Source organism: Luteimonas colneyensis, from assembly GCF_014836665.1.
In the GTDB taxonomy this organism is placed as follows: Bacteria; Pseudomonadota; Gammaproteobacteria; order Xanthomonadales; family Xanthomonadaceae; genus Luteimonas; species Luteimonas colneyensis.
In genome coordinates this window covers 118,465-130,638 of record NZ_JACSQJ010000007.1, presented here as the reverse complement: position 1 = coordinate 130,638, position 12,174 = coordinate 118,465, and the positions used below count along the sequence as shown (strand labels likewise).

The window sequence follows — 12,174 nt, the reverse complement described above, 5'->3', positions numbered from 1 at the left end:
GCGCGGCCTCAGTCCAGGCGGCGTTCGAGGCGTGGGCCGGGATCGTCGGCGGCCAGCGCGAACAGGGTTTCGGAGCCGACCACGCCGTCGACGGCGAGCCCGCGCGCGCGCTGGAAGCGGCGCACCGAGTCGGCCAAGGCGTCGTCGAAGGCGGTGCCGGACGGCGCGTCGCTGGCCACGCCTTCGCGGACCAGGCGTTCGCGCAGCCAGTCGACGGCGGCGCCGGAGGTGCCGCGCGACGGCGGTGGCGCCAGTGTCGCCGCCGAGCGCCACACCGCGGCGTAGCGGCCCGGCCACGCGCGCTGCAGGTCGGCGCGGTCGACATCGACCACGGCGCCGCCGAGCAGCAGGCGCGCTCGCGTGCCGTCGGTGCCCTGCAGCAGCGCCCAGGCGCTGTTGCGTCCGGAGTCGAGCTGGAGCAGCACGGGGCGGCCGAGTGCGGCCAGCCGGTCGAGGTGCGCCGTGCCGCGCGTGCAGTACGTGCCGGCGGCAGGCATCGGGGCGCAGGCCATGGCGGCACTGGCATCGTCGGCGGTGTGCGGCAGGGACCAGGCCTGGAGCATGGCGCGCCACGCGGCTTCGTGCGCGGCGGGAGTGGATGCGCTGGCGATCCGGGCCGCCAGCACTTCGCCGTCGATCGCCCGGCCCTCGTGCGCGTTGCCGTCCGGAGAGGCCGTGGAGGCCTGTGACGCGCGCGCATCCGCGGTCGGAGCGGCCTGCGACGTGGCGGCATTGGCGGCGTCGGCGACGCGCGTATCCGCCGCGGTCGCGGCGGAATCCACCCGCCGTCCCTGCATCGGCCACAGCGCCGCGAACACGATCGCCACGACCGCCACGGCGCCCGCGGCCGCCATCACGCCCAGCCAGCGCCCGCGCGGCCCGTCCGCACCACGCGCGGGAGGCAGCGCCTCGCGCGCGGCCTCCTCGACCAGCGCGGCGTCGATGCCGCTGCGGTCGCGCGCATAGCCCGCCAGCAGCGCGCGCTCGGCAATCACGTTCACCAGCCGCGGGATGCCGCCGCTGCGCAGGTGCACGCGCTGCACCGCGCCGTCGTCGAAGGGAAAGTGCTGGCCGCCGGCGATGCGGAAGCGGTGGCGCAGGTAGGCGGCGGTGCCGGCGGCGTCGAGCGGGGTGAGGTGGAAGCGCGCGGTGATGCGCTGCGCCAGCTGGCGCAGGCCGGGCTCGGCGAGCAGGTCGCGCAGTTCGGGCTGACCGACCAGGATGATCTGCAGGAGCTTCTGCGTATCGGTCTCGAGGTTGGTCAGCAAACGCACCTGCTCCAGCGTGTCCACCGGCAGCGCCTGCGCCTCGTCGATCAGCAGCACCACGCGCAGGCCCTGCGCATAGGCCTCGAGCAGGTGCGCGTTCAGCGCGTCGACCAGGGCCTTGGCGTTGCCGCGGCGGCCGTCGAGGTCGATGCGCAGCTCCTCGCACACGGTCTCCAGCAGCTGCACCGGATCCTGGCGCGGGTTGAGCACAAGGGCCACGCGCACGTTCGCGGGCAGCTGGCCCAGCAGCAGGCGGCTGAGCGTGGTCTTGCCGGTGCCGACTTCGCCGGTGAGCTGGACGAAGCCACCGCCGCCGCCCTGGGTGATGCCGAACAGCAGGTGCGCGAGCGCGTCGCGGTGGCGCTCGCCGAGGAAGACGAAGCGCGGATCCGGCGTGATCGAGAACGGCGGCTCGGCGAGCCCGTAGTGCTCCAGGTACATGGCCTCAGTCTGTCACGTCGCGGGATTCGCCCATGGCCAGGGCTTCGGGATGGGTGATCCTGCGCGGCCGCGCCAGCATCGGGTGCACCAGCACCGCGGCCAGGATGATCACCACGCCGAGGTAGAACGGCAGGCTCAGCTCCTGCTGCTCGGACAGCAGCACGATCGCCAGCACGATCGCGTACACCGGCTCCAGGTTCACCGCCAGCTGCGCCGAGAATGCGCTCATGTGGCGCAGCGCCACCAGCGACAGCGCGAACGGGAACAGGGTGCAGGCGAAGGCGAGCAGCAGCAGCCAGGCGGCGTCCTGCGCGCCCGGCAGCACGAACAGCGGGCCGGCGAAGGCCGGGAACAGCATCGGCATCACCGGTGCGAGCAGGGTCAGCGCGACCGCACCGGCGCCCAGCTCCACCGCGGTCACCACCAGCGGGTCGGCATGCTCCACCAGGCGCTTGTTGAGCGAACCGAACAGGGCCACGAACAGCGCCGACAGCGCGCCCACCGCCACGCCGATGCGCATGCCGTCGGGGATGCCGCCCACCACCAGCGCCACGCCCGGCAGCACCGCGAGGCCCAGCGCGAGCTCGGCGCGCGAGAAGCGCCGCGCGGCGAGCTTCGGCTCCACCATCGCCACGAACACCGTCGCCAGCGCCATGCAGGTCGCGGCCACCGAGGCGTTGGCCAGCTTCACCGCGCCGTAGAAGGTCAGCCAGTGCAGCGCCACCAGCACGCCGATGCCCGCGTACGCCAGCAGCAGCCGGCGCGGCAGCGCGCGCACGCCGCGCCACACCCGCGGCACCAGCGCCAGCGCCGCGGCCACCAGCAGCATCCGCCACCACACCAGCGGCAGCGCCGGCAGCGTGATCAGCTTGCCGAGGATGGCGGTGAAGCCCCAAAGCACGACGCACAGGTGGATCTGCAGCTGGGCGCGGGTGCTCGGGGTCATGGCGGGGAGGTCGCGGGGGAGCCGATGATTATCGCGGATCGGCCCTCCGGAATTCCCCTGAACTTTCCGCCGCAAGGCGCCGCGTTGGAGGCGCGGGATCAGCGGATGGAGCCTTGCACCAGCCGGGCCTGCAGTGCCATGGCGGCCGCGGGATTGCGCTCCTTGGCCGCGGAAATGAAGAACACGAACACCTCGCGCGGCGCAGCGCCGGCGTCGGCCGCGGGCGCGATCCTCGGCAGGTCGTCCGGCTCGCCGCCCGCCGCCCAGGCGCGTGCACGGGCGACCCAGCGTGCGAGTTCGTCGTCGGTGTAGCCGGTGGCGACGCCGCTGCGCGCGCGCATCAGCCGCGCATAGACGAAGCCCGCGGTGACGTCGGCGAAGGACGGGTGTTCGTCGGAGTCGGTGAAGACGGTGGCCATGCCGTTCCGGCGCGCCAGCGCGATGTAGCCGGGATCCACGAAAGCGCGGTCGCGCACGTCGAGCACGTGGCGCAGCGGGCGCCCGCCGGCCTCGCGCGGCAGCAGCCCGAGGAAGGCGGTGAAGCCGTCGCGGTCGATGCGGGTGCCGGCGTCGAACTGCCAGACCAGCGGGCCCAGGCGGTCGCCGAGTTCGACGATGCCGCCGACGAAGTCCTCCACTTGCGCGCCGGTCCTGGCAAGCGTCCGCGACTGCGTGATGCGCTTCGGCGCCTTGGCCGAGAACACGAATCCGGGCGGGGTCTCGTCGCGCCACTTCGCGTACGTCGCCGGCTTCTGCGCGCCGTAGTACGTGCCGTTGACCTCGATCGCCGACAGGTGGCGGCTGGCGTATTCGAGCTCGCGCCGCTGCACCAGCCCCTTCGGGTAGAAGTTGTCGCGCCAGGGCGCGTAGACCCAGCCGCCGATGCCGGTGCGGATGCCGTCGACCGGCGGCACGCCGGTCCCGGACACGTCGCCGCCGCCCGAGCCCATGTCAGCCTTCCGCCTTCCACGGATCGTAGCTGCCGAACCACCACAGGTGGCCCTCCGGGTCGCGACAGGAATAGCCGCGGCCGCCGTAGTCCTGGTCGGCGATGTCCTGGACCAGCTCGGCGCCGGCGGCGACCGCGCGCGCGTAGTGCGCATCGACGTCGGCCACCACCACGCAGGGACTCTGCGTCTCGAGGCCGCCGATGTCGCCGGGCTGGGCGATGCGCCGGCCCCACTCGCTCGCGGTGTCGGCCGAGCCGAGCATCACCATGCCGTTGCCGAAGACCAGCTGGGCGTGGTGGACGGTGTCGCCCTCGGCGTACACCGCGTGGCGTTCGAAGCCGAAGGCGCGGCAGAGCCAGTCGATCGCGGCGGGCGCGTCGCGGTAACGCAGGCAGGGAATGATGGTCGCGGTGGTGTCTGCGGGTCCTGCCATGGCGCGGCTCCTGCGGGAACGGGCGTGCGTCGCAGGTTAGGGCAAGCCGCGTGCCTGCGCACGCTTGGCGCGCGGGCGCCCGCACTCGATACTGGCGCCCAGTCCATCCGGGTATTCAGACATGTCGAAGCCGCTCGTGGCCGCTGTTTCCCTGCTGCTGCTTTCCGCCGCGCCGCGCGTGGGCGCGAACGAACCGCTTCCGCCCGCCCTGGCGGGCCTGGACGCGCAGGTCGAATCGGTGCGCGAAGCCTTCAAGGTGCCCGGCATCGCCGTTGCCGTGGTCAAGGACGGCGAGCTGGTGTTCGCCGGCGGCTGGGGCGAGCGCGAGGTCGGCAAGCCGGGGAAGGTCGACGGCGACACCCTGTTCTCGATCGCCTCGATCACCAAGGCCTTCACGTCCGCCTCGCTGTCGATCCTCGCCGACGAGGGCAAGCTCGACATGGACGACCGCGTCATCGACCACCTGCCGTGGTTCCGCATGGCCGACGCCTACGTGACGCGCGAGATGCGCATCCGCGACCTGCTGGTGCACCGCAGCGGCCTGGGCCTCGGCGCCGGCGACCTGCTGTTCTGGCCGCCGAGCGACTACGACACGCGCGAGGTGGTCGAGCGCCTGGCCAACGTGCCGATCGAAGGCGGCTTCCGCGACCGCTACGCCTACGACAATGTGCTCTATGCCGTCGCCCAGCTGGTGATCGAGGAGGTCTCGGGCGAACGCTACGCGGACTTCGTGCGCACGCGCCTGTTCGAGCCGGTGGGCATGGCCTCCACGCGCATCGACAGCAACGCGCTGCGCCCGAGCGACACCAACGTCGCCATGGGCCACGCGCGGCCTGGATTCACCGGCGATCCGGAGCCGGTGCCGGCGATGTCGTGGTCGAACAACACCGCGGCCGGCGGCATCTACTCCAGCGTCAACGACATGGCGAAGTGGATGCGCGTGCAGCTTGATGGCGGCGTGCTGGAAGGCGAGGGCGAGGACGCGAAGCGGCTGTTCAGCGCGAAGCGCCACGAGGCGATGTGGACCCTGGTGACGCCGATCCCGATCCGCGCGCCGGCGGTGCCTGAGCTGGCCGCCACAAAGCCGAATTTCGCCGGCTACGGCGAGGCCTGGAGCCTGAGCGACTACCGGGGCCGCCGGCTGGTCTGGCACACCGGCGGCTGGCCGGGCATGGTGTCGCGCCTGACCCTGGTTCCGGAGCTCGACCTGGGCGTGGTGGTGCTGACCAACCAGGAGGCCGGCGCGGCCTTCAACGCGGTGACCATGCACGTGCTCGACGCCTACATGGATGCGCCGGCCACCGACTGGGTGGCGGCCTACGCCGCCGCGGTGGGCAAGGGCGGCGACAGGGCCGAGGAGGACTGGGCGAAGCACGTGGCCGCGCGCGACGCGAAGTCGAAGCCGTCGCTGCCGCTGCGCGGCTACGCAGCGACCTATGCCGACCCCTGGTACGGCGACGTGGTCGTGGAACAGGACGGCCGCGGCCTGCGCATGCGCTTCAGCCGCACGCCGCAGCTGGTGGGGACGCTCGAGCACTGGCAGCACGACAGCTTCATCGTGCGCTGGGACGACCGAACGCTGAACGCGGACGCCTTCGTCAACTTCAGCCTCGACCAGGATGGCAGGGTGCTGGGCGCGCGGATGGAGGCGGTGTCGCCGCTGACCGATTTCAGCTTCGACTTCCACGACCTGCGGCTGGTGCCGGTCGGGAAGGACTAGGCGGGGACTGCCCCGCCCCCCCTCATGGCGGGGACGGGGGCAACGCCCGCGAGACCCGCTACCTGATCGGTTCGTCCAGCAGCAGCTGGCGTGCGAAGCGCACCGGAGGCGCGCCCTGGGCGAGCACGCGGTCGTGGTACTGCTTCATGTCGAACGCCTCGCCGGCCTTGTCCTCGGCGGCGCGGCGCATGTCGAAGTGCTCCTGCGCGCCGACGAAGTAGGTCGCCAGCTGGGTCGACGACAGCTGCGCGCGGATCCACTTGCCCTCGGCCTCGCTCTGCTGCTGGAAGGTGCGGCGCACCATCAGGTCCATCGCCTGCTCCTTCGTCCAGTTCTCGACGTGGATGCCCTGGTCGAGGATGGCGTTGCCGACCGAGCGCGCGTAGAACTTCAGCTGCATGAGCCGGAACAGCGGGTCGTGGTCGAGGTAGCCGGCGTCGGCCAGCACGCGCTCGGTGTATACCGCCCAGCCTTCGGCGAAGGGACCCGAGCGCAGCGCGGCGCGCAGGGTCGAGGGATGGTTGGCCGAGTGCGCGCCTTCCAGGTAGTGCCCCGGCATCGCCTCGTGGATGGTGAGCACGTGGATCATGCGCTTGTTGTATTCGCGCAGGAACGAGGTGACCTGGCCGTCGTTCCAGTCGTCGGGGATCGGCGAGATCGCATAGTAGGTGTCCAGGCCCTTGTCGAGCGGGCCGGGCGAATCGCAGTAGGCGACCGAGAAGCCGCGCTGGAACTCCGGCATCAGGATGATCTTCACCGGATCGTCGGGCACGGTCACGATGTCGTGGGCGCGGACGAAGTCGGTGGCGACCTCGAGCGTGTGCTTCGCGAAGTCGACGACCTCGTCGCGACCGGGGCGGTCCTCGTTGGCCAGCTCCATCGCCGCCTCGATCGCGGCCTGGCGCTGGTCCTCGCTGGGCTGGTCCGGCGTCTCCGGCGCGCCCGCGCGATCCTTCAGCACGATCTTCGCCACGGCGTACATTTCGTCGCGCACGCGCGCCAGCTCGGCCTCGGCGCGGCTGCGGATCTCCTCGCGGCCGAGCGAGGAGTTCAGCGAGAAGCGCAGCTTCTGGTCGTAGCGCTCGGCGCCGATGCGGAAGTCACCCTTGGCGTTGGGCACCAGGGTGCCGTCGAGCCAGGCCTGGTGCTCCTCCACCGCGGTGCGCAGCGCGGCGATGGCGGCGTCGAGGCGCTCGCGGTCGGCGCCCTGCAGCTGGTCCGCGTTCGGGGTGATGAAGGTGTCGACCAGGGTGAAGATGCCGCGGTTCTGGCGCGCCACGGTCTCGGCGTGCGTCTTCGGTACCCGTGCCGGGTCGAGGTTCTCGCGGGCCTGCGCCAGCAGCGCCGGGATCTTCTCCATGCGCGCGGCCGCCGACTTCAGCCGCTCGGGCATCGGCGCGAACTCGCGCGCCATCAGGCTGTAGATCGCGCCGCCGGCCAGGCCGCTGTAGACCTGCGGGTCCCAGGCCCAGGACTGCATGGTCTCGAGGTCCCACAGGCTGCCTTCGAGCTGGTTGCGCAGGATGAGCGCGTCGACCTGGTGCTCGCGCGAGAGCGCGGCCGCGTCGATGGCCTCGAGCCCGGCCAGCATGGTGCGCGTCCAGTCCGCCGAGGCCTTGCGGCCGGCGGCACCGAGGTCGTCGAGTTCGGCGTCGAAGCGATGGTCGCCGATCTGGGTGGCCGCGACCGGCGACAGCGCCAGGCCTTCGTCCAGGTAGCGCGCCGCCAGCGCGGCGAAGGCGCGGTCCTGTTCGCTGTCCACGGCCGTCGCGGTGGCCGCGGCTGGATCGCCGGCGGCCGGCGCGGGGGACTGGCCCTGGCAGGCGGCCAGCGCCAGCGCGAGGAGGGAGACGGTGATCAGCGGTCGGGACATGCGGGCGCTCGGGATCTGGACAGGCGCGCAGGATAGTCCGCGCCCGGGTGCCCGCGCCCGGGCCGATCGTTTACCGTGGCCGTTCTGGCCATACGGAGGGCGGGGCATGAACTACCAGGGCGGCTGCCACTGCGGCGGCATCGCGTTCGAACTCGAAGCCGAGGCGATCACAGAGGCGATCGACTGCAACTGCTCGATGTGCCGCAGGCGAGGCAGCCTGCTGGCCTTCTTCCCGCGCGCGGCGCTGACGCTGTCCACGCCAGAGTCCGCGCTGCGCACCTACACCTTCAACCGGCATGCGATCCGGCACCACTTCTGCCCGACCTGCGGCATCGCGCCCTTCAGCGAGGGCGCCGATCCGCGCAGCGGCGCGGAGATGGCGGCGGTGAACCTGCGCTGCGTGCCCGACGTCGATCTTTCGGCGCTGAAGGTGACGCCGGTGGACGGCGCGAGCTTCTGAGCCTCGCGCGGGACGGCGGCGTCAGTCCTCGTCTTCCTCGTCGAACTCCACCAGCGCATCGAGATCGAAGGCCAGTGCTTCCACCGCCTCGCGCACGCGGCGGGCGGTCGAGGCGTTGGGCGCATCGATCTCGATGGTGTGGCCCTGCGGGCCGCCCACGTCGCTGAGCCCGGCGGAGCTGGAGTCGGCGTCGTCGAGCTGCGGCATCAGGTCGTCGATCTCCTCGACGTGCTCGATGCCGTCGAGGCTCTGCAGCAGGTTGATGACGGCGCGCGCGGTGTCGTCGCTGCCGGTGAGGCGGATGCGGAGCAGGGCCATCGTGGGGGTCCTCTGGGATGCAGTCGTGGGGAGTCGATGCGTGCTCTGCAGGCTAGGAAGCCGCCGGCCAAGGCCGCGTGACGGGACCGCGACTCAGTCCGCGATCCGCACCGGCACGGTGATGTTGCACAGGTCGATATGCCCCGCGGGCTGTACGTACCAGCCGTCGCGGCGGTTGCGGCGCGATTCGACCACCGCGTCGAACAGCGGCGTGTCGGTGCGCAGCACCTGCAGGTCGGTGCGCTCGCCTTCGGGCACCTCGGATGCGAGGCGCACGGCCTTGATCGGCACCCGCTTCGCGGCGTCCTCGTGGAAGCCCAGCGGGCCGGTGCCGCGCGGCACCACGCTCAGCAGCTCCATGCCGTGCAGCACGCGGCCGACCTGGGTGATGTTGCGGTCGAGCTGGCGCGGCGACTGGCCGGTGACGACGTAGAGCTCGGCGCCGGTGCTGGAGTCCGGCGCGGCGTCGCGGCCCGCGCCCAACGTGCCGTAGCAGTGCGCCATCCAGGCCTGGCCCGCCGCCGGGTCGCGCGCGGCGGGAAAGCCCGCGGCAAACCCGGTCTGCGGCGCCCAGCCGTCGCGGTCGGGCAGGGCGTGGAAGGCGAGGCCGTCGGACGGGCGGGAGAACTCGGCGGGCAGCGCCGGCTTTGCGTCGCCAAGCGGCCGTGGCGTGCCGCCCTCGTCGACCAGATCGCCGAACTGGACCACGAAGTTGTCCTGCGAGCGGTAGATGGTCAGCCCGTCCCAGAACCCCTGCCTGGCCAGCGTGCGGATGTTGGCCACGTGCGCCGGGGCGAAGTCGGGCGCGAGTTCGATCACCACGCGGCCGCCGTCGAGCTCCATGTACAGGGTGTTGCCGGGGTCCGGGCGGCGCCAGTCCGTCGGCAGCGATGCGTCGAGCAGCTCCTGCGTCGTCTTCGGACGCTCCGGTGCCTCGACCGCGACAGGCTCGGCGGCACCGGCCGCGGGGGCTGCCAGCAGGGCGGCAAGCATGGGCAGCAGGCGGACGCGGCGGCTTCGATCCATGGCGGGAACTCCGGTGGGAAGGCCCGGATTGTTGCCCATCCCGGTGCCTGGCTGACTATCGGCACATTCACTATATGGAAGTTCGCAATAGCATCGAGGCATGGTCGAACAGTCGCCACCGCCGGACATCGAAGCCGCCCTGCGCAAGTTCCAGCGCGAGCTGAGCTCGGGCGTGGTGGCGCTGGCCCTGCTCGCGGTGCTGTCCCGCGCCGGCGAGCCGATGTACGGCTACCAGATCGCGAAGACCCTGGAGCGCTTCGGCGAGGGCGTGCTGAGCGGCAAGCAGAGCGCGCTGTATCCCGTGCTGCGCAACCTGGAGGGCGCGGCCTTCCTGGCCAGCCACGTCGGGCCGTCGGATGCCGGGCCGCCGCGACGCTACTACCGGATCACCGACGCCGGGCGCGACGCCCTGCGCGAATGGGCCGCCGCCTGGCGCGCGACCCGCGACTCAGTCGACACCGTCCTGGAGGGGACCCCATGAACACCCATCTGCCCCGCACCATTCCCGAATACCTGGAGCAGCTGCGCCGCGCGCTGGCCGGCGCCGACCCGGCGATGATCCAGGACGCGCTCTACGACGCCGAGGAATACCTGCGCTCCGAGCTGGCCGAAAATCCGGGCAGGTCCGAGGCCGAGGTCATCGCCGCGGTCGCGTCCAGCTACGGCGCGCCCGACGAGGTCGCCGACATCTACCGCGACACCGAGGCCACCGTGCAGACCGCGCTGCGCTCGCCGGTGCCGCGGCCACGCAAGTCGCTGGCCGGCCGCTTCTTCGGCGTCGTCGCCGACCCTCGCACCTACGCCTCGCTGTTCTACATGGTGCTGGCGCTGGCCACGGGCGTCTTCTATTTCACCTGGGTGGTGGCCGGCTTCTCCACCGCCGCCGGACTGTCGATCACCGTGGTCGGCATCCCGCTGCTGATCCTGTTCTTCGGCTCGGTGCGCGTGCTGTCGCTGGTCGAGGGCCGGATCGTGGAGGTGATGCTGGGCGAACGCATGCCGCGGCGGCCGCTGTATTCGGCGCGCGGGCGCAGCATCTGGCAGCGCATCGGCGACATGTTCACCGACCCGCGCACCTGGAGCACGCTGCTGTACATGCTGCTGATGCTGCCGCTGGGCGTGGCCTACTTCACCCTGGCGGTGACGCTGCTGGCCGTGGGCCTGAGCTTCGTGCTGGCGCCGATCGCGGTCTGGACCGGCCTGGCCGAAGAATGGTTCGACATGCACGACATGGTGCTGGTCGGCATCGACGGCGTCGCGCTGCAGGGCTGGGAGCTGGTGCTGATGCTGGTGGCCGGCGTGCTGCTGCTGTTCGCCACCCTCCACCTGGCGCGCCTGATCGGCCGCGGCCACGGGCTGCTGGCCAAGCACCTGCTGGTGAAGACCGCCCAGTACTCCTGAGCGGTCGCGGGGGTCAGCCGCGCTTCGCCGCGCCGGTGGCCCCGGGCTTCGTCGCCGGCTCATCGTGGCCGGCGATGAAGTCCCGCACCTTCGGATACACCTGCGTGCGCCAGCGGCGGCCGCTGAAGATGCCGTAGTGGCCGGCGCCCTCGACCGTGAAGTGCTCTCGGTCGGCGTCGGCGACGCCCGTGCACAGGGCGTGCGCGGCGCGGGTCTGGCCCAGCCCGGAGATGTCGTCCAGCTCGCCCTCGATGGTCATCAGCGCACAGCCCGTGATCGCCGCGGGATCGACGCGCTCGCCGGCCACGGTCCATTCGCCGCGCGGCAGCAGGTGTTCCTGGAACACCACGCGGATCGTGTCGAGGTAGTACTCGGCGGGCATGTCGAGCACGGCGTTGTATTCGTCGTAGAACCTTCGGTGCGAGGCCGCGTCCTCCAGGTCGCCCTTGACCAGGTCCTGGTAGAAGTCCCAGTGCGACATGAAGTGGCGCTCGGGGTTCATCGCCACGAAGCCGGTGTGCTGGAGGAAGCCGGGATACACGCGGCGGCCGCGGCCCGGATAGTTCGGCGGCACGGTGTGGATCACGTTCTGCTCGAACCACCACAGCGGGCGGGTGGACGCGAGGTTGTTGACCGCGGTCGGGGAGTTCCGCGTGTCGATCGGGCCGCCCATCATCACCATCGAGCGCGGCACGTCCTCGCCGCGCGCGGCCATCAGCGAGATCGCGGCCAGCACCGGGACCGTCGGCTGGCAGACGCTCACCACGTGCAGGCGCCCGGCGCCGATGTGGCGGATGAAGTCCTGGATGTAGCCGACGTAGTCGTCGAGCGTGAACGCGCCGGCCTCCTTCGGCACCATGCGCGCGTCGACCCAGTCGGTGATGTAGACCTTGTGGTCGGGCAACAGGGTGCGCACGGTGTCGCGCAGCAGGGTGGCGTGGTGGCCCGAGAGCGGCGCGACCACCAGCACGGTGGGCTGGTCCTTCATGCCGAGGATGTTCTCGGCGTCGTCGGTGTAGCGCTTGAAGCGCAGCAGCCGGCAGAAGGGCCTGTCGAGCGCGACCTTCTCCACCACCGGCACGTCGTGGCCGTCCTTCGCCACCTGGTGGATCGCGAACTCGGGCTTCTCGTAGTCCTTGCCGATGCGGTGCAGCAGCTCGTTGCCGGCGGCGATCCGGGTGGCGCCGGGCAGCGAGGACAGCCAGGTGCCGTCGGCCCCGAAGATCTTCGCGTTCGCCTGCGCCAGCTGGGTGAACGGCGCGAGCAGCTGGCGGTTGAGTTCGTGGAGCTGGTAGATCATCGGCGAAGGACCCTGTTCCTGGTGCGGCGCAGCATAAC

General features: G+C 71.7%; 12 protein-coding genes. 4 read left to right on the top strand and 8 right to left on the bottom strand.

Annotated features, from left to right (window positions below; genetic code table 11):
- Positions 1–8 precede the first annotated feature (8 nt).
- The 4 genes from H9645_RS12205 to H9645_RS12190 all read right to left on the bottom strand — a co-directional run bounded on the left by H9645_RS12205 (position 9) and on the right by H9645_RS12190 (position 4,038).
- On the bottom strand, positions 9–1,709 hold the full coding sequence (locus tag H9645_RS12205) for an ExeA family protein (RefSeq protein WP_191729959.1): 1,701 nt from the start codon (positions 1,707–1,709) through the stop codon (positions 9–11).
- Positions 1,710–1,713: 4 nt separating this feature from the next.
- On the bottom strand, positions 1,714–2,655 hold the full coding sequence (locus tag H9645_RS12200; RefSeq protein WP_191729958.1) for an EamA family transporter: 942 nt from the start codon (positions 2,653–2,655) through the stop codon (positions 1,714–1,716).
- A gap of 98 nt (positions 2,656–2,753) precedes the next feature.
- On the bottom strand, positions 2,754–3,605 hold the full coding sequence (locus H9645_RS12195; RefSeq protein ID WP_191729957.1) for a DUF72 domain-containing protein: 852 nt from the start codon (positions 3,603–3,605) through the stop codon (positions 2,754–2,756).
- A 1-nt stretch (position 3,606) separates the two neighbouring features.
- The gene (locus tag H9645_RS12190) at positions 3,607–4,038 is read right to left on the bottom strand and encodes a VOC family protein (protein ID WP_191729956.1); all 432 of its coding nucleotides are present in this window, start codon (positions 4,036–4,038) and stop codon (positions 3,607–3,609) included.
- Between the two features lie 121 nt (positions 4,039–4,159).
- Here H9645_RS12190 and H9645_RS12185 point away from each other — a divergent pair, with 121 nt between their 5' ends.
- The gene (locus tag H9645_RS12185; protein ID WP_191729955.1) at positions 4,160–5,758 is read left to right on the top strand and encodes a serine hydrolase; all 1,599 of its coding nucleotides are present in this window, start codon (positions 4,160–4,162) and stop codon (positions 5,756–5,758) included.
- Positions 5,759–5,816: 58 nt separating this feature from the next.
- Here H9645_RS12185 and H9645_RS12180 read toward each other — a convergent pair whose 3' ends face one another.
- Positions 5,817–7,631, bottom strand: coding sequence for a DUF885 domain-containing protein (locus tag H9645_RS12180; protein ID WP_191729954.1), 1,815 nt, complete (start codon positions 7,629–7,631; stop codon positions 5,817–5,819).
- Positions 7,632–7,737: 106 nt separating this feature from the next.
- Between H9645_RS12180 and H9645_RS12175 the strand changes: the two genes are divergently transcribed.
- Positions 7,738–8,091: a GFA family protein gene (locus tag H9645_RS12175; RefSeq protein ID WP_191729953.1), complete on the top strand. Its 354-nt coding sequence runs from the start codon at positions 7,738–7,740 to the stop codon at positions 8,089–8,091.
- 21 nt (positions 8,092–8,112) lie between these two features.
- Here H9645_RS12175 and H9645_RS12170 read toward each other — a convergent pair whose 3' ends face one another.
- Positions 8,113–8,409 (bottom strand): hypothetical protein, encoded by a 297-nt coding sequence (locus H9645_RS12170; RefSeq protein ID WP_191729952.1) that lies wholly within the window; start codon positions 8,407–8,409, stop codon positions 8,113–8,115.
- 93 nt (positions 8,410–8,502) lie between these two features.
- Positions 8,503–9,435: a peptidylprolyl isomerase gene (locus H9645_RS12165; RefSeq protein ID WP_191729951.1), complete on the bottom strand. Its 933-nt coding sequence runs from the start codon at positions 9,433–9,435 to the stop codon at positions 8,503–8,505.
- A gap of 100 nt (positions 9,436–9,535) precedes the next feature.
- Between H9645_RS12165 and H9645_RS12160 the strand changes: the two genes are divergently transcribed.
- Positions 9,536–9,916 carry a PadR family transcriptional regulator gene (locus tag H9645_RS12160; protein ID WP_191729950.1) on the top strand — a complete coding sequence of 127 codons (381 nt, stop codon included), beginning with the start codon at positions 9,536–9,538 and terminating at the stop codon, positions 9,914–9,916.
- Positions 9,913–10,836: a sensor domain-containing protein gene (locus H9645_RS12155; protein ID WP_191729949.1), complete on the top strand. Its 924-nt coding sequence runs from the start codon at positions 9,913–9,915 to the stop codon at positions 10,834–10,836. The genes H9645_RS12160 and H9645_RS12155 overlap by 4 nt, the downstream gene beginning before the upstream one ends.
- Positions 10,837–10,849: 13 nt before the next feature.
- On the opposite strand, the gene H9645_RS12150 is transcribed toward H9645_RS12155, so the two are convergent.
- Entirely contained in the window at positions 10,850–12,136 is a 1,287-nt protein-coding gene (locus H9645_RS12150; RefSeq protein ID WP_191729948.1) for a polyhydroxyalkanoate depolymerase, read from the bottom strand.
- Between the last annotated feature and the right edge of the window lie 38 nt (positions 12,137–12,174).